The organism is Nonomuraea sp. NPDC049695, from assembly GCF_040674955.1.
GTDB classification, from domain to species: Bacteria; Actinomycetota; Actinomycetes; order Streptosporangiales; family Streptosporangiaceae; genus Nonomuraea; species Nonomuraea helvata.
Genome location: NZ_JBFANV010000034.1, coordinates 1 through 20,476 on the forward strand (window position 1 = coordinate 1; position 20,476 = coordinate 20,476).

Sequence of the window (20,476 nt, forward strand, 5' to 3'; positions counted from 1 at the left end):
GCCCCGACTCGGACCGGCCGAGCACGGCGTGGTAGCCGCGGGCACCGGCGCTCGGACGGGGCCGTGTTCAGGACGCCGGCTGTGGCGCTCGGAGCAGGTCGCGTTCGGGGTCGGCCATGGTGCTCGGCCCTGGTGCTCGGCTTCGGGAGGGTGTGGTGTGCGGAGGTGATGCTCGGTGAGCAGTGGCGGTGACACAGCGGTGGTCATCCCGGCCGTCAACGAAGCCGACCGCATCGCGGCCACCATCGCGGCCGCCGCGGATCTGCCCGGCGTGGATCTGGTCGTGGTCGTCGACGACGGCTCGACCGACCAGACCGGCAGGGTGGCGCGTGCGGCAGGAGCCCGCGTGGTGCGTCACAGCCGCAACAAGGGCAAGGCCGCCGCGATGGAGACAGGAGCGGAGGCGGTCCGCCTCCTTGACGAGGACCGCAGCCCTCGCCACCTGCTCTTCCTGGACGCCGACCTGGGCGCGACGGCCGCCGCCGCCGCGCCTCTCATCGAGCCCGTACGCGCGTCCAAGGCCGACATGACCGTCGCGGTCTTCACGACGAGGGTGAAGCTGGGCGGCCACGGCTTAGTCGTACGCCTGTCGAAGGAGGGCATCCGCCGCGCCACCGGCTTCGAGCCGGCGCAGCCCCTCAACGGTCAGCGCTGCCTCACCAGAGCCGCCTTCGAAGCGGCGCGCCCGCTGGCGCACGGGTTCGGGGTGGAGACGGCCATGACGATCGACCTGCTGCGCAAGAGGTTCCGGGTGGTCGAGGTCGAGGTCGAGATGGCTCACCGCGCCACGGGGACGGACTGGCGGGCACAGCTCCATCGCGCCAGACAACTTCGGGACGTGGCGCTCGCCCTGGCCACCAGAGACCCGCTTGTCGTCCAAAATCTCGACAAACTCCGCCCCAATCGCTGACCATCTCCACACCCTTCGACCGTCGATCTGATCATCCGGGCTGTGCGGCGCGGGGCCGCGGGTTATCCACAGCCACGCCTCGCCCGTCCAAGGCCGCCTGGCGAGTGTGCTGGAATTTGCCGGTGACTTCGGAGAAGCGGCACGACAAGGCACGAGGCCGGCTCGCGGGGGCGGCCACGGCGGCGATCGGCGCCTCGATCCTGCTGACGATCGCCATAGGCCTTCTGGGCCCGTCGCCGATGGTGCCCGCGCTGACCGGCCCGAGCCGGCACCCGCCGTACTCTCTGGACGTCCACCCCGAGCCCCACCTGGTGATCGCCCTCGCCGCGAGCGCGCTCATCCTGGGCGGACTCGGCCTCCTGACCGCCCTCGCCTTGATCCGCACCCCTGACCCAGGGCTGCTCGGCTCAAGGAGAGGCGTATGGGGCCATCGGCGGGTGCCCAGCGCCCGCATCCTCGTGCTCACGGGCTGTGTGACCGCCGCGATCCTCGCGTTCCTGCCTCCCTCCGGCTCCGGCGACCACCTCAACTACGCCGCCTACGGCCGCATGGTGACGCTCGGCCTGAGCCCCTACACCCATGGGGCGGTCGACCTGCCGGGCGACCCCATCGCCGACGCGGTCGAGGATCCGTGGCGTGAGGAGCCGAGCGTGTACGGCCCCGTGGCGACGGCTCTGCAAGCTGTGGCGAGCTGGATCGGCGGCGATTCGCTCCGCCTGACGATATTCGTGCTGGCCCTGTTCAACGCCGCCGCCTTCATCGTGACGGGCCTCCTCATAGATCGCTTCACCCGGGACGACCCGATCAGGCGGCTGAGGGGCGCTCTCCTGTGGACAGCCAACCCGCTCCTGCTCTACCAGCTGGTGGCGGGCATGCATGTCGACACCCTGGCCATCGCCTGCATGGTCGCCGCCCTGCTGGCCAGAAGCCGCCCCATGGGCTCCGGTCTCCTGCTGGGGCTGGGCGTGGCGATCAAGGTCAACGCCGGTCTGGTGGCGCTCGGTCCGGCCTGGGAGCTACGGCGACGACCCGGCCGCCTGGCTCTCATGGCGGCGTGTGCGCTCGTGGTGGTGGCCGCCGGGTACGCGATCGTCGGCCCGGAGGCGATCGCCCCGGTGACCCGCACCAGCAAGTCGATCTCCCACGTCTCGTTCTGGAAACTCGTCCAGGGCTGGCTCCAGGCCATCGTGGGCACCGGCAGCGCTTACCGGGCGGAGATCCAGATCGGCTCACTCCTCGTCCTCGTACTCATCGCCTGGTCCCTGCTCCGCCTGGCCTCACGACGCTCAGGTGAGCTCGCAGCGCGCGCGCCGGGCGTCGAGCCGGTCGGGGAGGGCGGCCACGCCGCTCCAGCGCTGGGACGCACCACGCGCGAGACAGGCACCGCCGCGGCGTCTGACGAGACCGGAAACCACGCAGGGGAGGTGGCCGGCGACGCGACCGCATCGAGCGAGGTGGGTCCTCATGCGGAGCGTGGTCCCGGCGATGCCGTGCAGGGCGAGGCGCGTCACCATGCGGCGGGCGGGGCAGGCGACTCCCGTGGAACCGGCGGGCTCGCGGCGCCGGTTGTCGCGGTGGGGCTGGTGGTGGCGTACCTGTTCGCCACGCCGTACATCCTGCCCTGGTACGACGGCCTGGCGCTCGGGTTGCTGGCGCTGGTGGGGGCCTCCGCGGTGGACGGGTTCGTGGTCGCGCACCTGCTGGTCCTGTCGCTCGCGTACCTGCCGGCCAGGGTGGTGGGACCGCCACAGGACCTCGACTGGCTCAGGAGCGAGCTCAGGCCTCAGCTCGCGTGGGCGCTGCTTGCTCTGACGGCGGGGCTGCTCCTGTGGGCCTGGCGAGCTGCAGGGCGCGGACGCAGGCCGCCAGCGTCAGAGGCACGCTCACCGTCAGGGCCATAGCGGGGATGGCGATGCCGGAGTCGTTCATCAGGAAGCCGACGAAGGCACAGGTGAGAGCGCCGAAAAGGCCCGCCCGGAGCGTCGGGGCCAGGTGGTACGCCTGGCTGAGCGCCGAGACGCCCCAGCGTGACGGACGGGCGAGCACCAGGAAGAGGAAGGCCAGCGCGACCAGCGAGAGGAGGGTCAGTGACCAGTTCCCTACGGTTACGCCGATCATGGCACTGAACTTGCGCCAGACCACGGTCCACGCCTGGCCGTCGATGATCTGCTGGACGAAGTTGCCCAAATGAGTCCGCTGGTCATCGGGACGCAGCCAGTCGACGACGGAGAGCGTGCCCACGAGCCCGGCCCCCACCAGACCGACGAGCAGCAGCCTCAGCAGGGACACCCGCTTGCCGGAGAGCAGCATGAGGAAGACCGCCAGGCCGATCACGAACGCCGGGACACCGCCGAAGTCCGCCCCCCACGAAGGCCACCCGTCAGCGAAGACCGCGATCCCTCCGTACACGGCGCACACCCCGACGACCACGGTCCTGGACACGCCCCGGCCGAGCAGCCACTGCGACACCCCGGCCAGCCCGAGGATGGTGCCTGTGGCGTAGACGGCGAAGGCGATGTTGCTGAATCCGTAGAACCGTCCTCCGGTCACGGGCTCGTAGCCGGTCACGGCGTTCACCTGGAGCTTGGAGCCGGTCATGACGTCGATGAGGAGAGCCAGGGAGGTCACGGCGGCGACCACGGTGAGCGGGCCCAGCACGTGGGCCCGCCAGGGGCCGGCGAAGGCCAGGGCGGTGACCAGACCGGCGATGGCCACGATCGTCACGATCACCGACAGCATCGGCACCGGCAGCGTCCACCACGGCACCAGCTGGGCCAGGAATGTGGAGACGGCGATGGAGCCGCTGACCACCGCCACGATCTGGACGGCTTTCAGGAGCTTGGAGGTCGCCGCGAAGTCGGCGGGCAAGGGAGCGTGAGTCGTTGCAGTAGCGGTGGCGGGGGGCGCTGAGCCGGCCGTTTCCGGAGCGGTGGCGGGGGGCGCTGAGCCGGTCGTTTCCGGGCTGTTCGAGGAGCGGCGGCGGCGGAGGACCAAGGCGGCGAGGGCGTAGAAGAGGAGCTGGACCGTAACCAGGACGGTGAAGAACGGGCCGCGGACCTCCCGCAGCACCTGGCTGGCCAGGTCGCCGTCCGCCAGCTCCGACACCGTGTCGGCCGGTGCGGCGGAGGCGGTGCCGTCGGGTTGCCAGGGGCGGCCCACCACCTGGCGCGGGACGGGAAGGCCGAGGAGCTGGATGGTGGTGGCGGTCAGGTCGGTGATCGTGACCAGGGCGTCCTGGCGGGTGGAGGTGGCGGTCAGATAGCCGTGGCCGTACGGCCGGCCGCTCGGGGACTTGGCGATCGCCACGTGGAGGTGGGCGTTCGGGGTCACGTCAGAGACGCCTGCCACCAGGACGGTGGTGTCGGGGGGCAGCTTGGCGAGCAGGGTGCCGATCTGCTGGTCCGCTCGGGCCGCGGCTGCCTGGCGGTCGGCGGTCGGCAGCGGGGTGGGGACGCCGTACTCGTCCAGGGGCTGCCTGGCCCAGGCGGTGGCCAGGTCGGCGGCCTCCATGATGATCAGGTTGTACGGGTTGAGGTCGCCGATGGAGTCGACAGCGTCGACGGCGGGGGCGTATTTGGCAATATTTCCGGACTTGTCGGCCGCGGCGATCGCGGCGCCCGGGCCTACGGCGGCGACCTTGCCCCCGTTGTCCGCCACCAACTGGCCCAGAGTGCCGAGCTGGGCGTCGTAGCCGGTTTCGGATTGGTACGCGGTCAGGGCCTGCCAGTTCGGGATCCTGGCGGCCTCTCCCGCGGATTGTGGGACCGGGGGCTGAGGGCAGCCCTTGCCCGCGGTGCCCGCTCGCTGGCCTGCCGAGATGGTCAGCCAGCCCGCTGTGGGGCAGGTGGTGCCGCGGTCCGGGGGCGGTACGGCACGCGTCGAGAGGGAGCCCGAGGCGCCCTGGCCGACGAGGGCCCACAGGTTGGGGGTTCGTGACGGGTCCAGGTCGCTCCATTCGAGGCCTGGCACGCCGATGAGCGCGACCCGAGCCGCCTGGGCGACCGGCTCTTTCCTGGCGACTCGCAGGGCCGCGGGGGCTGGTGCCCGGGTGTCGGTCGTAAGCCCGTGCGCGTGGAGATCAGTGCTGGTGAGAGGGGTGGCGGCGGCCGCCGATGGGAGGAGGCAGGTCGCCGCGGCCATGCTGAGAATGAGCGCGGCGAACGCCCGTCGGCTCGTCCGGGTGGCGAGGGCGCGCCTGCTTGCCCGGGTCGCGAGAGCCCGTGCGCGCGTCCGAACGTCGAGGACGTGCTCCGGCGTTGGCGCATGTGGCATGGACGGAACCCCCAGTGATTGCCCCTCGATCAATAACAGCCACGGTAACGTGCCACATCGTGACAAGTGGCGAGGTACGCGTGATGCGGCGGCAGTGGTGGGCGTGGGTGGTCGCGGGGCTCGTGGTCGCCGCGGCCGTCGTGCCCCTGGTGCACATGTGGCTCACCAATCCCGACGATCAACGCCTGGTCGACCTCGACGTTTACCGTACCGGCGGGCAGATGCTGCTCGAGGGCCGGCCGGTGTACGAGTACGTCACGCCGGCCCCGCAGCTGTTGCCGTTCACCTATCCTCCCATCGCGGCGATGATGGCCGTGGCGCTGGCCGAGATGTCCTGGGGGACGGCCCAGTGGGTGTGGACGGCCGGGATCTTCGTGGCACTGGCCGTGACCGTGGGGTTCTCGTTCAGGGAGGTCCTGCGAGGAGAGGCGCTGCGGAAGTACGTGCCGTGGGTGTTCGCGGCGCTCATGGTGGCCTGCACGTACCTGATGCCGATCAGGGACCAGGTGCGGTTCGGGCAGGTGGACATCCTGCTGGTCGCGCTCTGCGCGGCCGACTGCCTGGCGAAGAGGCCCTGGTGGCCGCGGGGGTTCCTGATCGGGTTGGCCACGGCGGTGAAGCTCACGCCGGGCGTCTTCCTGATCTACCTGCTGCTCACGCGGCAGTGGCGGACGTTCTCCATGGCGGCTTTCACGGCGGCGCTGCTGACGTTGCTGCCGTTCGCGGTCATCCCGCGGGACGCGGCCGACTTCTGGTTCTGGGCGCTGCTCGATCCCGGCCGCGTCGGCGCGAACGAGGCCACCACGAACCAGTCCATCCGCGGCATGCTGCTCCGCCTCTACCTGCCCGATCCGGCGACGTCCCTGATCTGGATCGTGGTGGTGGCCGTGGTCGCGTGGTACGGCTTCCGCGGCGCGCGGGACGCGTACCAGGCGAACGACCGGTTGACCGCGGTCGCGCTGACGGGGCTGATGGCCGTGCTGCTCTCCCCGGTCGCCTGGATCCACCACCTGGCCTGGGTGGTCGTGGTGCTCGCCGCGATCGTGGGGGACGGGCGGGACCCGGTCAGGCTGCGGGCGGCGGCGGGCGTGTGGCTCTTCTACGTCCTCCCCATCCCCTGGTGGGGGGTCTCGTTGAAGGCGGCCGACATCCCGGGGGTCAGCCTGGTGCTGGGGAAGATCGTCCAGAACGGGTTCGGGCTGGGGGCGCTGGCTCTCGTGTGGATGTTGGCGACCTGGTTGCCGAAACGGCGCGAGATCACATGACCGAACCATTACCCTCTGTCCCGTGCTCGTTACCACATGGGTGATCGTGGGCTTCATCGCCGGGGTCAGCGGCGTGTTCATCGGGTATAGGGCGCTCCGGCAGGCCAGAGCGGCCGTTGAGGACTGCCAGCGGATGCTCGCCCGGCAGATCAGCGAGGGCATGGGCGATCTCAAGGCCATCAGGGACGTGGCCGTCTGCCGGTACGACGCGCTCTCCGAGATGACCGGGCGGCTGTCGTTCTCCGTGGCGATGATCAACGGCCTCGGTGACGGCATCGTGCTGACCTCGATCAACGGGCGGAGCGAGACCCGTACGTACATCCGCCCTGTGGTCGGCGGGAAAGGGCGGGAGCCGCTGTCGCCGGAGGAGGAAGAGGCGGTGCGGGCGGCCAGGCTGGGGCTCGGGCCGATGATCGCGTCACGGGCCTCAGAGGCGCTGTAGACACACCCCGAATGGGCGCATGGGCGGTCCACCTGCGGATACTCTTGATGCATGCCCAGACTCGCCTATCTCGGACCGGAAGGCACCTTCACCGAAGAGGCCCTGCGGCTCCTCGACCCGACGGCCGAGCGTCTGCCCTGCGCGTCCGTGAGCGCCGCGCTCAACGCCGCGCGCGCCGGCGACGCCGACGGCGCCGTCGTCCCGCTGGAGAACTCCATCGAGGGCGCGATCACCTCGACGCTCGACGAGTTCGCCTGGGGCGAGCCGTTGCTGATCACGGCCGAGCTGCTGCTGCCGGTGCAGTTCTCGCTGCTGGCCCGGCCCGGCACCGGGATCCCCCAGATCAAGCGGGTCTACACGCATCCCGCGGCCATCACGCAGTGCCGCGCCTACGTCGCGCGCGAGCTGCCCGAAGCCGTCGTGGTCGCCGCCCCTTCGACCGCGGCGGCGGCGCAGGAGGTGTCGCTGCCCGGCTCGCCGTACGACGCCGCCATCGCCGCCCGCATCGCCGGGGAGCACTACGGGCTGGTGCAGCTGGCCGCCGACATCGGCGACAGGTCCGACACCGTGACCAGGTTCATCAAGGTGAGCCGGCCGGGCGGTCCGCTGCCCGAGCCGACCGGCTCCGACCGCACCACGCTGGTCGTCTTCCTCGCCGACGACCACCCGGGCGCGCTGCTGGAGATGCTGACGGAGTTCTCCGTGCGCGGGGTCAACCTGACGCGCATCGAGTCGCGGCCGACCGGTGACGGCATCGGGCGCTACTTCTTCCACTTCGACTTCGAGGGCCACATCGCCGACGCCCGGGTCGGTGAGGCCATCGCCGGGCTGCACCGCATCTGCGGCGACGTGCGCTTCCTCGGCAGCTACCCGCGGGCCGACGGGATCGCGCCGCAGATCAAGCGGGGCACGTCCGACCCTGAGTTCGCCGAGGCGGGCGACTGGCTAGCGCGCATCCGGGCAGGCCAGGTCTGAGCGGCAGGCAAGCATCCGCATGTACGCGGTAATCCGGGGGCGAGGAGCCGCCGCGCGCCGGTAGCCTTTGGCTTGTGATTGACCTGCGTACCCTTCGTGAGGATCCCGACCGGCTACGGGCGTCGCAGCGTGCCCGCGGTGAGGACGACTCCGTCGTCGACACGCTGCTCGACCTCGACGAGCGCCGCCGATCCGCGCTGACCTCGTTCGAGTCCATGCGCGCCGAGCAGAAGAGCATGGGCAAGTCGGTTTCCAAGGCGCAGGGCGAGGAGAAGGTCGCGCTGCTCCAGCGGGCCAAGGACCTCGCGAGCCAGGTCAAGGCCGCGGAGGCGGAGGCGGAGAAGCTCGGGGCCGAGCTCGACGAGCTCCTGCAGGCGGTGCCCAACATCGTCGAGGAGGGCGCGCCGGAGGGCGGCGAGGACGACTACGTCGTGCTCGAGACCCACGGTGAGCCGAGGACGTTCGACTTCGAGCCCAAGGACCACCTGGAGCTGGGCGAGGCGCTCGGCGCCATCGACATGGAGCGGGGCGCCAAGGTGTCCGGCTCGCGGTTCTTCTTCCTCAAGGGCGTCGGCGCCCGCCTGCAGCTCGGCCTGCTCAACATGGCCATGCAGCAGGCGATCGAGGCCGGGTTCACGCCGATGATCACGCCGGTGCTCGTCAAGCCGGAGACCATGCAGGGCACCGGCTTCCACGTGGCCCACGACAAGGAGATCTACCGCCTCCCCGAGGACGACCTCTACCTCGTCGGCACCTCGGAGGTGGCGCTGGCCGGATACCACGCCCAGGAGATCCTGGACGCCGGTGACCTGCCGCTGCGCTACGCGGGCTGGTCGTCGTGCTTCCGCCGCGAGGCCGGCTCGTACGGCAAGGACACCAGGGGCATCATCCGGGTCCACCAGTTCGACAAGGTCGAGATGTTCTCCTACGTGCGCCCCGAGGACGCCCACGAGGAGCACCTGCGCCTGCTCGCCTGGGAGAAGGAGATGCTGGCCAAGATCGAGGTCCCGTACCGGATCATCGACACGGCGGCGGGCGACCTCGGCATGTCGGCCGCCCGCAAGTTCGACTGCGAGGCGTGGATCCCCACCCAGGGCCGCTACCGCGAGCTGACCTCGACCTCCAACTGCACGGAGTTCCAGGCGCGCCGGCTCGCCGTCCGCTACCGCGACAAGGACGGCAAGCCGCAGCACCTGGCCACGCTCAACGGCACCCTGGCCACGACCCGCTGGATCGTCGCGATCCTGGAGAACCACCAGCAGGCCGACGGCTCCGTGGTGATTCCCGCGGCGCTGCGGCCCTACGTGGGCCTCGACGTGCTGGAGCCGTCCAAGTAGGCGCGGCGGGCGTCGTTCCTGATGAGGACGGCGCCCCCCGCCAGCACCAGGGCGGTCAGCACCACGGCCAGGACGACGGCCACCCAGTACGGGCCCGGGATGCCCGTTGACCAGCCGTAGAAGGGCGTGTAGACGCTCGCGAACACGAGCGGCGCGGACAGCACCCCGACGGCGGCGGGCACCGGCCGGGCCTGGCCGGCCGCCGCCAGCACGAGGCAGACCACGCCGCCCGCCAGGGCCGCGAGCGCGCCGACGAGGGCCAGGACGGGCGCCATGTCCATGCTCATCGACCACGTCCCCGTCCAGCCGATGAGAGCGGCGAGCACGCCCAGGGAGGCGAGCGCCGCGAAGCCCGTGTAGGCACGACTGAACTGCCGCAGCCCCGCTCCGGCGCCGCCGAACAGCATGCACGCGGCCAGGAAGAGCGCGACGTTGCGCTCCGGGGACAGGTCCACCGCGCCGATCTCGGGCGAGCCGGGCCAGCCGACCCGCCGCCACTCACCGGACACGTCGCGGATCAGGATGCCGTCCAAGCCGTTCGCGACGACCACGACGTGTCCGCCCGGACGGGCCTGCACGGCCAGCGCCATCGCGGCCCGCCCGTCCCTGCGCGAGTACCGCCGCTCGAGCCGCTCGCGGTCGCCGCCGGTCAGCGCCCACGACGGGCCCCATGTCTTGCCGCCGTCGTCGGACTGCTCGACGGCCATCCGGTTGGGCATCACCCGGTAGCACCGCGTCGCCTGCATGGGCACGCAGGCGGCGCTCTGGAGCGGCTGTCGCTCCTTCTCGTTCCAGGTGTCGCCCTCCGACCACGTGACCCCGCCGTCCTCGGAGATCCGCGCGACGCCGTCCCGTACATGGACGACGATCCGGTCACCGTCCACCTCGACGGAGCGGGCGGTGGGAGAGGGCGCGGCCGAGGTGGCGGTGACCGCCAGCACGGCCAGCGGCATCGTGACTATCACTCGCCAGCGCGAGGAGTGCGCCTGCAGGCTGTGGTGGCGGACCCACCAGGCCAGGGCGAGCGCGGGAAGGGCCAGGAGGTCCGTGGGATCGGCCAGGACGCGCGACGGGCCCGCCACGAGGGTCCAGACATGGGAGGCGAGCTGAGCGCCCGTCTCCGTGCTTTTCACGAGCGTGAAGAGCACTCCGGTCAGTACGGTGGCCGCCAGGTCGGCCCGCCGCCGGAAGAGCAGCGCCACCAGCGCGGGTGCCACGACGAGCCCCGCGACGTCACTGAGCTTGCCCGTGAGGAACCCGGGCCAGGCCTGTTTGAGCAGGTGGTCGTTGACCAAGAGCAGGAAAACCCCGGCAACGGTCACGGGGTGACATAACCAGGCGTACCTCATGTAGAGGTGGATGGCCGGGAAGCGGGGAAGGTTCGCGGCCGTGACCAACCTGGAACAAGCAAAAGACCGAGGCCCGCTGGAAGCGAACCCCGGCCTCTCTAGCTGCTACAGGTCAGATGGCTCGGACCTGAGAGGCCTGCGGCCCCTTCTGGCCCTGCGTGATCTCGAACTCGACCCGCTGGCCGTCTTCAAGGCTGCGGTAGCCGTTGCCGACGATCTCAGAGAAGTGCACGAACACGTCCGGCGCACCGCCGTCCGGGGCGATGAAGCCGAAGCCCTTCTCAGCGTTGAACCACTTGACGGTTCCCTGAGCCATAAAAGCTCTCCCTCAGGATGTGAATCTATGGGACCCACACCTCGTGGGTCCCGGTGTGTCGTACAGCAAGCACCCGGGGTGGCTCAGACAAAGTCATGCTGGTTTTCACTACGGGATCAGCTAATACAACGCCATCACATCTAACACCATTCTGGAGCGTTGGTGTTCCCGTACCTACAAAGATTTCTGTCAGACGGCATCACCGGGCAAACTGGAACCTGTTATGCAGAGCCTTCCCACACCCCGCCTAGTGGCCACCGACCTCGACGGGACCGCGTTGCGCACCGACGGAACCGTGTCTCCCCGCACGGCGGCGGCCTTCGGCAAAGTCGAGGAATCGGGAGCCATGCTCGTGTTCGTGACGGGGCGTCCGCCCCGGTGGATGGGTGAGGTCGCGGGTGCCGTACGTCACCGTGGGCTCGCAATCTGTGCGAACGGGGCACTGATCTACGATCTCCATACCGAACAGATAGTGGAATCTCACCTGATCACGGTGGACGTGCTCCAGGAAGTCGTGGATCAGCTAAGAGCGAACGTGTCCGATCTCGCATTTTCGGTCGAGTATGAAGTGGGTTTTGCGCATGAGTCCGATTTCCTGCTCGGCGGCCTGGACAAGGAGGCCCGAGCGGTACGTGTCGATTCCGTGACGATGCGTCCATGCGTGAAGCTGCTCGCCCTGCACCCCGTCATGGGTCCGGACGAGCTGCAGGCCGCCGTGCACGAGCTGGTCGGCCATCTGGTGACCGCGACCCACTCCAGCCGCAGGGGCCTGATCGAGATGAGCGCTCAGGGCGTGACGAAGGCGTCGGCCCTGGCGGCCTTCGCCGGGCAGCACGAGATCAAGCCCTCGGAGTCGATCGCGTTCGGTGACATGCCGAACGACCTGCCCATGCTGAGCTGGGCAGGCACGTCGTACGCGGTCGCGAACGCGCATCCCGACGTGCTGGCGGCGGTCGACCATGTGACCGCGGCCAACGACGAGGACGGCGTCGCCCAGGTGATCGAGCGGCTCTACCGGTAGCTGCCTGCGTCCAGCAGCTACCGGCAGCAGGCGCTTGCGCCGCTACAGACAGCCGCAGTCGGCGGCTGCCCCCTACAGGTACGGGCCCGAGCCGCCGGGCGGCCGGTGCTGGTCGTCGCCCTGCGGCACGCCGGGCAGCGCCCTGCGCATCTGCTCCAACTGGGCACGGGCGGCCATCTGCTGCGCGAACAGCGTGGTCTGGATGCCGTGGAACAACCCTTCGAGCCAGCCGACCAGCTGGGCATGCGCGATGCGCAGCTCCGCCTCGCTCGGTGGCGCGCCGTTCTCCTCCGTGAACGGCAGCGACAGGCGCTCCAACTCGTCGACCAACTCCGGTGCCAGGCCGTCCTCGAGCTCCTTGATGGAGGACTCGTGGATCTCCTTCAACCGCTTGCGGCTGGCCTCGTCGAGGGGAGCCGCCCGGACCTCGTCGAGGAGCTGCCTGATCATGCTGCCGATGCGCATCACCTTGGCGGGCTGCTCGACCAGGTTCGTGACCGATCGATCATCTTCACCGCTATCGCCCTGACCTTGGAAGTCAGGGCCCACCACCACGATGTGGGGGGTGTTGTTGTCCTCAGCATTCATAACACTCACCGTACTAGCAGGATCTTGCCGACGTGCTCTCCCGAATCCAACATTCGGTGCGCTTCAGCGGCATCCGGCATCGGCACTTCCGCGTGCACCACAGGGCGCACCGCTCCCGCGCTGACCAGGGGCCAGACGTTCTCCACGACACTACGGACGATCGCGCCCTTCTCGTCCACGGAACGCGAGCGGAGCGTCGTGCCGTGGACGGCGGCGCGCTTGGCGAGCAGCGCTCCCAGGTCGAGCTCGGCCTTGCGGCCGCCCTGCAGCCCGATGATCACCAACCGGCCGCCGGTGCGCAGCGCCCGGATGTTTCCCGCCAGGTATTTCGCCCCCATGATGTCGAGGATCACGTCGGCCTGCACCTTGTCGGCGAAGTCCTCCTCGCGGTAGTTGACGACCTCGTCCGCGCCGAGCTCCCTGACCCGCTCTCCCTTGGCCGCGCTGCCGACGGTCGCGACGACGTACGAGCCGAGCGCCTTGGCCAGCTGCACCGCGAACGTGCCGATCCCGCTCGCGCCGCCGTGCACGAGGAGCGTCTCGCCCCTGCGCAGCCGCCCGACCATGAAGACGTTGGACCACACCGTGCACGCCACCTCCGGCAGCCCGGCGGCCTCCACCAGCGGCACCCCGTCAGGCACCGGCATGACCTGCTGCCAGGGCACGGCTACGCGCTCAGCGTAACCGCCGCCTCCGAGCAGGGCGCACACCTCGTCACCCGGCTTGAAGTGCTCGACGTCCGAGCCGACCTCGGCCACCACGCCGGAGACCTCCAGCCCGGGGTAGGGCGGCGCGCCGGGCGGCGGATCGTAGAATCCCTGTCTCTGCATGACATCGGCCCGGTTGACCGCCGAGGCGGCCACGTCGATGAGCACGTCTCCGCGCTCGACACGCGGCTCCGGCACCTCGCGCCACTCCAGCACTTCGGGTCCGCCCGGCTCGGCGATCTCAATGGCTCGCATGCGAACTACGGTAGCCGGGCAAAGAAGTTGTGGGTTGCCGAGCTCCGCGGTGGCCTATGGCGTTAACCTGCAAGATGTTTGCTGCCCCTTTAGACCCACCCGAGGGGGAACACGGTGGCAAGACACGATCGAGAGGAATCGCTAGAGGAACAGCTGGCCTGGCTCGACGCGATCAAGGAGACGGAGGAGTCTCCCGTTCCTGTCAGCGCCTCGACGGCTGTTCCTGACGAGCCGATCGCCTCGCCGTACCCCCAGGACCCGTGGCGGCTGGTCCCGGCACAGCAGGACACGCCGACGCCACCGCTGTTCCGGGCGGCCGTCGACTCCGTGTACGGCGCCGAGGCGGCCGAGGATCTCCCCGACGGAGAGACCGAGGCGGCCGAGTGGCTCGGCACGGCCCGCGCGGCGACGAAGGAGCCGGCGGCGCCGAGCGTGGAGGACGATCCGTTCCACGCTCCGCTGAAGCCGTTGCCGCGCCCTGACGACACCGACACGTACACGCTGTCGTTCACCCCGCCCGAGGCCCCCGAGCAGGCCGCCGGCGAGGCGGAGGACACGTCCTGGTCGACGGTGCCCGAGTGGGCGCGCGCCCCCGAGCCGGCCCCCGAGGAGCCGGAGGCGTCCGCCGCCGAAGCCGAGGAGGAATCCGCCGAGGAGGACGACGACGAGGAAGAGGCCGCCTGGGCCGACACCTCGCCGAAGAACGAGCGCCCGCAGTGGACGGAGCCGTCCGACACCCTCCCGACGATCCAGCCTCCTCAGTGGCGTGACAGCTCCGCGGAGGACGAGCGTCCCCAGCACACCGAGCCCGAGGAACGGCACTCGTGGGCGGAGCCGACCAAGCCGTCGTGGGCGGAGCCCCTCCCACGGGAGGAACGGGAGGAGCCGGTCCACGAGCCCGAACGTCCTCAGCAGCACGAGTGGCGCCCTGCGGAGCGCGAGATCCCGCCGCCTCCCCAGCGGCACCGCCGCCCGGCCCCGATCCCGGTGTTCACCGCCCCTCCGCGGCCCCCGGTCACCGGACGCCCCACGGCGGACAGCCTGGACCCGGAGTCCCTGCTACGCGGACGGCGTAACGCCCCCTCCAAGGGCTGGCGCCGCCTCGTCTACAAGGCGTCGGGAGGCTGGATCAAGCCCGGCGAGCCCCCGGAGGCGCGTCGCCGCCGCGAACTGCTGACCAGGGCCCGCACGCCGGTCACCGCCGGTCATCACCGGGTGGCCGTGCTGAGCCTGAAGGGCGGCGTGGGCAAGACCACGACCACGGTCGGACTCGGCGCCACCCTGGCCTCGATTCGCGGCGACCGCGTCATCGCCGTGGACGCCAACCCCGACAGGGGCACCCTGTCCGACAAGCTCGTCCTGGAGACCTCGGCGACCGTGCGCGACCTGCTCAACGAGCGCGACCAGGTCAAGCGCTACGTCGACATCAGGGCGTTCACCTCACAGGCGCCCTCGCGCCTCGAGGTGCTCGCCTCCGACCGCGACCCGTCGGTCTCCGAGGCGTTCAGCGGCGCCGACTACCAGGCCGTCTCCCAGGTGCTGGAGAACTTCTACTCGATCTGCCTCACCGACTGCGGCACCGGCCTGCTCCACTCGGCGATGGGCGGCGTGCTCGGGCTGGCCGACCAGATCGTGCTGGTCAGCTCCCCGTCCGTGGACGGCGCCAGGGCTGCCTCGGCGACGCTCGACTGGCTGGAGGCGCACCACTACGCCGACCTGGTGAAGAACGCGACCGTGGTGCTGTGCAGCGTCCGGCCGCGCTCGAAGTCGGCGGTCGACGTCAAAAAGCTGGAGGCCCACTTCGCCGCCAGGTGCCGCGCGGTGATCAGGGTGCCGTACGACCCGCATCTGGAGGAGGGCGCGGAGATCGACCTCGACCGGCTAGAGGAGCCGACCAGGGACGCCTTCCTGCAGCTCGCCGCCTACGTGGGCGATGGCTTCGCACCCAAGTGAGCGGAGGGTGTGGGATTCGAACCCACGAGGCCATCGCTGACCTGGCCGCTTTCAAGGCGGCTGCACTCGTCCACTATGCGAACCCTCCTGTGCGGAAACCACGATAGCGGCTGCGGTGACAGCGGTGTACGTTCAGGAGGTGGCGGATCTCAACGTTGAGGTGGAGCGCGGCGACGCGGCGACGCTCGTCCGCCTCGACGGTGACCTCGACAAGCTCACCGCGCCGCAGCTCAAGGACTGCCTGGTCAAGCTGCTCGCCGAGGGGCGGGTGCGGGTCGTCATCGACGCCGGGCAGCTGGAGTTCTGCGATTCGAGCGGCCTGTGGGCGCTGGTGGAGCATCAGCGCCGGGTCGCCGCGCGCGCCGGCTCGTTATGCCTGGTCGGCGTGCACGGGGTGCTGCAGCGGGTGCTCGACGTGACGGGCCTCAAAGCCGCCTTCGACGACGTGCTGCGCGCGGAGCGGTGAAGGACCCGCGGGGGTCACCCGCCGAGCTGTGACAGCAGCCACTTCGGGCCGACGGTCTCGGCGCCCAGCTCGTGCACGCGCTCCCGCAGCCCGCGATCGGCGGTGACGACGAGCACGCGTTCCCACGGTTTGGCCTGCCGCACCACGTCCACGATCGCGTCGTCCCCGCTCCCCGTGGCCCCGACCACCTGGATCCCCGGCACGGCCGGCGCGCTCCTGGCCGCGCCCTCCACGACGGCGACCACGCGCGGGTACCACTGCGCCAGTACGGGATGCGTCAGGCGCAGCCTCGACACGTCTTCGAGCAGTCGCGTCGCCGCCCCGAGCCGGTCCCGCCACCAGCCGCGCTCGGCCCGCGCGCCCACGATGTTGGCCACGTCGAGCACGATGGTCTCCGGCCTGATCTCCCCTTGGATCTCGTCCCAGGTGGCGGCGAAGCCGGGATGCAGCCGCCTGTCGGAGATCTCCGGCAGCGGCAGCCAGCGCAGCTCGCTGCTCTCGCTGTTGGCGGGCACCGCGGCCAGCAGCTCGGCCGACTCGGCGATCACCGTCTCGAACGCCCACCCGCCGTGATCGTCGAGGTAGACGCCCTGCACGCGCAGCCCGTCGCCGGCGAGCGCCGCCTCTTCACGGGCTTCGCGCAGCGCGGTGGTGACGGCGTCCTCGTGGCTGTCGCGCGCCCCTCCAGGAAGCCCCCACGTGCCGCCGTGGTGACTCCACCAGGAGCGCTTCTGCATGAGCACGTACGGCACGCCGCGGTCGTCATGGTGTACGACAAGGAGCCCGGAGGCGCCGTGCAGGCCCCAGTGCCGGTGGCCCTGGGAGCACTCGGTCCAGCCGTCGCCGTCCTTAGCCGCCATGGAGTGATTCTCTCAGCCTCCACCCTTGCTGAAATGCTGCAGATCCTTGGCGCCCGACCAATACCCGCCCCACTCCCAGCCGACCTGAGAGAAGGCCTTTACCACCTTGTCACCAGGATTTATTACGCCCTTCCCTTTCATGGGGCGCTTTGTGAACTTCTTGGACGCTTTGTGCGCCGTTTCGCCACTTGCAGTGATGTATGGGTTAATGAGCGGATTGACGTCTATCGCTTCCCCGTACGCGTGCTTGGACCAGTGACTTGACCCCGTCGCCTGGCGGCAGTTGAACGCCGATGTGTTGTTGGCCTCGATGGAGGCGAAGTCGTCGGCCTTGTACGCGTCCACCAGCTTCATCTGCTGGATCGGCCAGCGCCAGCCGTACAGCTTCCTGAAGACCGTCACGATGTCGTCGGTGACCGTCTTCCGCACCACCAGCTCGCCGGTGTGCGGCTTGTTGTCGAAGCCCCAGTACGTCATCGTGATCAGCCGCAGGTCGCGGTAGCTGACCGGGCAGCCGGGACGCCACGAGTACGGCAGGCGGTCGCGGGAGACCTGCGAGACCTTGGCCTTGAACGCCGGCGGAGCCGTCGAGCTGGGCGTGGGTGTGGGCGTGGCCGACTCGGCAGGCTGTTGCGCGGGCGCGGGCACCGTCGATGAGGAGCCGGTGGTGGCAGGCGCCCGCGTCCCGCACGAAACGGAGGCGAGCACCACGAACGCCATGGCGGCGGCACGTTTCATCTCGCCACAATATGCGACGTTCAAGCAGCTCAAGGTACTATCAGCACGGTATGGCGAGCCCTTTTCGCCAGCCCGACCGCCACCGAGCCGTTCCACCTGGAGCGCGAGCGCCCCACCACGATGGCGTCGGCCATGTACGCGCTGGCCAGCGTCTCCAGCTCGCGCGCCGCGTCACCGCGCAGGCTGACGAACTGCCACGGCACGCCCGAGCCCTTCAGCTCGTCCCGCAGGTCCTCGCTCAGGTCGCCCGCCGAGTCGGGGATGATCGGCGACCCGGCGAAGAACCACAGGGCGGCGCTGTTGAGCGATTCCACGAAGGCGACGAGCAGGGCGGCGTGGTCTCTCCGGGCGAGCCCGGCCGCGTACGCGAGCGCGTTGCGGCTCGGGCCCGATCCGTCGAAGCCCACCACGAGCAGGCCGGCGCCGTCCTTGCCGATCTCGAACTCTCCCGCGGGGAGCCTGCCGGTCAGAGGCTCCCGTCCGGGGTCTGTGTCACCGCCGAACACGGCATGTCCCGCGTCAGACGTCTGAATGCTTACCGCGGCGGGCCAGCTCGCGCAGGGCGTCGGCCGCGTAGATCACCAGGGACACGAACGAGATCCCGGCGAGCGCGCCGCCGAGCCACAGGTCGTTGATCGTCGCGTCCACGTAGGGGGCGCCCCTGCCCTGATAGCCCACCGCGAACGGCGCGGCGACCAGCCACAGGCCGCCCAGGAACAGCAGGACGAGGGCGGAGACGCCCAGCTTTGCCTTCATCGGTTCTCCTCCACTCCGACCAGGGGAGCCTTGCCGTTGCGGCGGTGCTCACCCGAGTTGTTGAGGTCCTCGCGCAGCGCCTCGACGAGCGGCGCCAGCAGGGTCGCCAGCTCGGCGGACGACGCCTGGGGCGCCGCCGGCACGGGCTCGGGCTCCGGCTCGGGCCGGCGCTGACGTACGACCACCAGGCCCCGTGCCACGAGCTCCTCGTAGATCGCCGCCACGAAGCAGATCGCGCCGATCAGCCCCACGACGGCCACGCCCAGGCCGCTGAAGAACTCCGACTGGGTGGCGTTCGTCCAGTCGGCGTCCTCCGGCTGGGTGCCGAGCGCGAAGGGGGCGATCATCAGCCACAGCCCGGCCAGCACGGCCAGGGCAGCCGCGACGGTGCCCACGAACTTGCGAATCATTGTGAGATTCCTCCTGTTACGAGGTCTTTCTGTGGGGGCGTGGCCTGGGCGATCAGGGCGCGCGAGGTGGGTCGCAGCACGCTGTTCGCGACCGACCTGGCCCGCTCGCGTTCGGTTCGGCCGTCCGGCGGCGCCATCTTGGCGACCGCGCTGAGCAGCGCGGAGCGTTCGCCGTTGGTGCGCTCGACGCGCTGGGCGATCAGCTCGAGCAGCAGCCCGGCGAGGACGAGGTCGTCCTTGCTGAGCGGCTTCGGCGCCGCGGGCGGCGTCGAGCTGCCGCGCAGCGGCAGCTCCTTGAGGAAGATCGTGGCCACGAACCCGATCAGCGCGATGGGCACGCCCACCAGGAACACCGTTTCCAGGCCACGCGTGAACGCCTCCAGCACGATGTTCTTGATCGGCTCGGGCAGGTGCTGGATGGCTCCCGGGCTGCCGAGCTTGACGTTCCCGCCGCCGGGCAGCGCGATGTGCGCGGCCCTGAGCATGTCGGCCATCTCGTCCTTGAGGCGGTTCGTCAGGATCGCGCCGAACGCCGCCACACCGACGGCGCCACCCAGCGAGCGGAAGAACGACACGCCGGACGTGGTCGAGGCCATGTCACGTAGCTCCGAGCCGTTCTGGGCGGCCAGGATGAGCATCTGCATGGACAGGCCGAGCCCGATGCCCAGCACCGCCACGTCGAAGCCGATGAGCCACTCGCTCGAGTCGACGTGGAGCTTGGAGAGCATGAACAGCCCGACGGCGACGATCAGCAGGCCTGCGACCGGGAAGATCTTCCACTTGCCCGTCTGCGTGACGATCTTCCCGGAGATCACGCCGGCCAGGAACAGCGCCACCACCATGGGCAGCGTCATCAGGCCGGACTTGGTCGGGCTGAGACCCTTGACGATCTGCAGGTACTGCGGCAGGTAGATCATCGCGCCGAACATCGCCATGCCGACGAACAGCGAGGCGAGGCTGGTGAGCACGAACGTGCGGTTGCGGAACAGGCGCGGCGGCAGGATCGGGTTACGCGCGGTCCGCTCCGACACCACCGCCAGGGCCAGCATGAGCAGGCAGAGCGCCGCCAGGAAGTACGTCCAGAACGAGTTCCACTCGAACTCCACGCCGCCCAGCGTCAGCAGCAGCATGAGCGAGCTCGCGCTGGCCGTGATCGTGGTCGCGCCCCAGATGTCGATGGAGGTGCTCCGCTTGACCTTCGGCAGCTTCAGCACCTTCTGGATCACGATGAAGGCCACCACCGCGAAGGGCACCACGACGTAGAAGCACGAGCGCCAGCCCAGCCAGTCGGTGTCCACCAGGAACCCGCCGAGCAGCGGACCCGCGACCGTGGAGATCCCGAAGACCGCACCCATGTAGCCCGAGTAACGTCCGCGCTCGCGGGGCGAGACGATGTCCCCCAGGATCACCTGCGCGAGTGCCGACAAACCACCCACGCCAAGGCCCTGTACGGCCCGCGCCGCGATGAGCTGCCCGATGTCCTGGGAGAGACCGGCCACCAGCGAGGCCGCCACGAACAGCCCCAGGGCCGTCTGGAAGAGGAGCTTGCGCCCGAACAGGTCGGACAGCTTGCCCCACAACGGCGTGGAGACCGTCATCGTCAGCATGGTCGCCGAGGCGACCCATGAGTACTGGTCCTGACCGCCCAGTTCCCCCACGATCGTCGGCAGCGCCGTGCCCACCACCGAAGTCGAGATCATCGACGTGAGCATCGCGAGCATGAGCCCGGACATGACCTCGAGGATCTCGCGGTGGGTGTACTGCCGCCTCGCGGGGGGTGCGGCCTCAGCCTGCGCAACCACTACACCACATCCCCTTACTACAGCTTTACTCCACGTGAGTATACGCGCGTTTAC

General features: G+C 70.0%; 19 protein-coding genes, 1 tRNA gene and 1 pseudogene. 9 read left to right on the forward strand and 12 right to left on the reverse strand.

Annotated features, from left to right (window positions below):
- Nucleotides 1-175 precede the first annotated feature (175 nt).
- Nucleotides 176-910 carry a glycosyltransferase gene (locus tag AB0J64_RS27175; protein ID WP_364032374.1) on the forward strand — a complete coding sequence of 245 codons (735 nt, stop codon included), beginning with the start codon at nt 176-178 and terminating at the stop codon, nt 908-910.
- A gap of 122 nt (nt 911-1,032) precedes the next feature.
- Nucleotides 1,033-2,196 (forward strand): annotated as a pseudogene (gene mptB / locus AB0J64_RS27180) (polyprenol phosphomannose-dependent alpha 1,6 mannosyltransferase MptB); the annotation flags it as partial.
- A gap of 490 nt (nt 2,197-2,686) precedes the next feature.
- Here mptB and AB0J64_RS27185 read toward each other — a convergent pair.
- A complete protein-coding gene (locus AB0J64_RS27185; RefSeq protein ID WP_364032377.1) occupies nt 2,687-5,050 on the reverse strand; it encodes a hypothetical protein in 2,364 nt (787 codons plus the stop codon).
- Between the two features lie 191 nt (nt 5,051-5,241).
- Here AB0J64_RS27185 and AB0J64_RS27190 point away from each other — a divergent pair, with 191 nt between their 5' ends.
- From AB0J64_RS27190 to serS, 4 genes are all read left to right on the forward strand, one after another.
- Nucleotides 5,242-6,447 carry a glycosyltransferase 87 family protein gene (locus tag AB0J64_RS27190; protein WP_364032380.1) on the forward strand — a complete coding sequence of 402 codons (1,206 nt, stop codon included), beginning with the start codon at nt 5,242-5,244 and terminating at the stop codon, nt 6,445-6,447.
- 22 nt (nt 6,448-6,469) lie between these two features.
- On the forward strand, nt 6,470-6,889 hold the full coding sequence (locus AB0J64_RS27195) for a DUF4446 family protein (RefSeq protein ID WP_364032383.1): 420 nt from the start codon (nt 6,470-6,472) through the stop codon (nt 6,887-6,889).
- A 51-nt stretch (nt 6,890-6,940) separates the two neighbouring features.
- Nucleotides 6,941-7,864, forward strand: coding sequence for a prephenate dehydratase (gene pheA / locus AB0J64_RS27200; protein ID WP_364032386.1), 924 nt, complete (start codon nt 6,941-6,943; stop codon nt 7,862-7,864).
- Nucleotides 7,865-7,938: 74 nt separating this feature from the next.
- Nucleotides 7,939-9,201: a serine--tRNA ligase gene (gene serS / locus AB0J64_RS27205; RefSeq protein ID WP_364032389.1), complete on the forward strand. Its 1,263-nt coding sequence runs from the start codon at nt 7,939-7,941 to the stop codon at nt 9,199-9,201.
- On the opposite strand, the gene AB0J64_RS27210 is transcribed toward serS, so the two are convergent.
- Nucleotides 9,165-10,523, reverse strand: a complete 1,359-nt coding sequence (locus tag AB0J64_RS27210) for a hypothetical protein (protein WP_364032392.1) — start codon at nt 10,521-10,523, stop codon at nt 9,165-9,167. The genes serS and AB0J64_RS27210 overlap by 37 nt on opposite strands.
- Before the next feature lie 139 nt (nt 10,524-10,662).
- A complete protein-coding gene (locus AB0J64_RS27215; protein WP_043619750.1) occupies nt 10,663-10,866 on the reverse strand; it encodes a cold-shock protein in 204 nt (67 codons plus the stop codon).
- A gap of 250 nt (nt 10,867-11,116) precedes the next feature.
- Between AB0J64_RS27215 and AB0J64_RS27220 the strand changes: the two genes are divergently transcribed.
- Nucleotides 11,117-11,887: an HAD family hydrolase gene (locus AB0J64_RS27220; protein WP_364032395.1), complete on the forward strand. Its 771-nt coding sequence runs from the start codon at nt 11,117-11,119 to the stop codon at nt 11,885-11,887.
- Nucleotides 11,888-11,959: 72 nt separating this feature from the next.
- Here the strand turns inward: AB0J64_RS27220 and AB0J64_RS27225 are convergent, their stop codons facing one another.
- Nucleotides 11,960-12,475 carry a bacterial proteasome activator family protein gene (locus AB0J64_RS27225; protein WP_344999351.1) on the reverse strand — a complete coding sequence of 172 codons (516 nt, stop codon included), beginning with the start codon at nt 12,473-12,475 and terminating at the stop codon, nt 11,960-11,962.
- 5 nt (nt 12,476-12,480) lie between these two features.
- Nucleotides 12,481-13,437, reverse strand: coding sequence for an NAD(P)H-quinone oxidoreductase (locus AB0J64_RS27230; RefSeq protein ID WP_364032399.1), 957 nt, complete (start codon nt 13,435-13,437; stop codon nt 12,481-12,483).
- A 114-nt stretch (nt 13,438-13,551) separates the two neighbouring features.
- Between AB0J64_RS27230 and AB0J64_RS27235 the strand changes: the two genes are divergently transcribed.
- Nucleotides 13,552-15,390 (forward strand): AAA family ATPase, encoded by a 1,839-nt coding sequence (locus AB0J64_RS27235; protein WP_364032402.1) that lies wholly within the window; start codon nt 13,552-13,554, stop codon nt 15,388-15,390.
- A 1-nt stretch (nt 15,391) separates the two neighbouring features.
- Here AB0J64_RS27235 and AB0J64_RS27240 read toward each other — a convergent pair.
- Nucleotides 15,392-15,478, reverse strand: a tRNA-Ser gene (locus AB0J64_RS27240).
- Between the two features lie 51 nt (nt 15,479-15,529).
- Here AB0J64_RS27240 and AB0J64_RS27245 point away from each other — a divergent pair.
- Nucleotides 15,530-15,856 (forward strand): STAS domain-containing protein, encoded by a 327-nt coding sequence (locus tag AB0J64_RS27245; RefSeq protein ID WP_364032405.1) that lies wholly within the window; start codon nt 15,530-15,532, stop codon nt 15,854-15,856.
- Between the two features lie 14 nt (nt 15,857-15,870).
- Here the strand turns inward: AB0J64_RS27245 and AB0J64_RS27250 are convergent, their stop codons facing one another.
- The 6 genes from AB0J64_RS27250 to AB0J64_RS27275 are packed head-to-tail and all read right to left on the reverse strand — an operon-like array spanning nt 15,871 to nt 20,422.
- Complete coding sequence (locus AB0J64_RS27250; RefSeq protein ID WP_364032408.1) at nt 15,871-16,716, reverse strand: NUDIX domain-containing protein; 846 nt, start codon at nt 16,714-16,716, stop codon at nt 15,871-15,873.
- 12 nt (nt 16,717-16,728) lie between these two features.
- Nucleotides 16,729-17,436 carry a M15 family metallopeptidase gene (locus AB0J64_RS27255; protein WP_364032411.1) on the reverse strand — a complete coding sequence of 236 codons (708 nt, stop codon included), beginning with the start codon at nt 17,434-17,436 and terminating at the stop codon, nt 16,729-16,731.
- Nucleotides 17,437-17,483: 47 nt separating this feature from the next.
- On the reverse strand, nt 17,484-17,960 hold the full coding sequence (locus AB0J64_RS27260) for a universal stress protein (protein WP_364032414.1): 477 nt from the start codon (nt 17,958-17,960) through the stop codon (nt 17,484-17,486).
- A 13-nt stretch (nt 17,961-17,973) separates the two neighbouring features.
- Nucleotides 17,974-18,210: a hypothetical protein gene (locus tag AB0J64_RS27265; RefSeq protein ID WP_364032417.1), complete on the reverse strand. Its 237-nt coding sequence runs from the start codon at nt 18,208-18,210 to the stop codon at nt 17,974-17,976.
- On the reverse strand, nt 18,207-18,620 hold the full coding sequence (locus tag AB0J64_RS27270) for a hypothetical protein (protein WP_364032420.1): 414 nt from the start codon (nt 18,618-18,620) through the stop codon (nt 18,207-18,209). The genes AB0J64_RS27265 and AB0J64_RS27270 overlap by 4 nt, the downstream gene beginning before the upstream one ends.
- On the reverse strand, nt 18,617-20,422 hold the full coding sequence (locus AB0J64_RS27275; RefSeq protein WP_364032423.1) for an MDR family MFS transporter: 1,806 nt from the start codon (nt 20,420-20,422) through the stop codon (nt 18,617-18,619). Before AB0J64_RS27275 ends, AB0J64_RS27270 begins: the two co-directional genes overlap by 4 nt.
- Nucleotides 20,423-20,476 lie beyond the last annotated feature (54 nt).

Bases quoted from the DNA above. Each gene is read 5' to 3' on its own strand.
- AB0J64_RS27185 (WP_364032377.1), bottom strand. From the start codon at position 5,050: ATGGCCGCGGCGACCTGCCTCCTCCCATCGGCGGCCGCCGCCACCCCT.
- pheA (WP_364032386.1), top strand. From the start codon at position 6,941: ATGCCCAGACTCGCCTATCTCGGACCGGAAGGCACCTTCACCGAAGAG.
- AB0J64_RS27215 (WP_043619750.1), bottom strand. From the start codon at position 10,866: ATGGCTCAGGGAACCGTCAAGTGGTTCAACGCTGAGAAGGGCTTCGGC.
- AB0J64_RS27225 (WP_344999351.1), bottom strand. From the start codon at position 12,475: ATGAATGCTGAGGACAACAACACCCCCCACATCGTGGTGGTGGGCCCT.
- AB0J64_RS27230 (WP_364032399.1), bottom strand. From the start codon at position 13,437: ATGCGAGCCATTGAGATCGCCGAGCCGGGCGGACCCGAAGTGCTGGAG.
- AB0J64_RS27250 (WP_364032408.1), bottom strand. From the start codon at position 16,716: ATGGCGGCTAAGGACGGCGACGGCTGGACCGAGTGCTCCCAGGGCCAC.
- AB0J64_RS27255 (WP_364032411.1), bottom strand. From the start codon at position 17,436: ATGGCGTTCGTGGTGCTCGCCTCCGTTTCGTGCGGGACGCGGGCGCCT.
- AB0J64_RS27265 (WP_364032417.1), bottom strand. From the start codon at position 18,210: ATGAAGGCAAAGCTGGGCGTCTCCGCCCTCGTCCTGCTGTTCCTGGGC.
- AB0J64_RS27270 (WP_364032420.1), bottom strand. From the start codon at position 18,620: ATGATTCGCAAGTTCGTGGGCACCGTCGCGGCTGCCCTGGCCGTGCTG.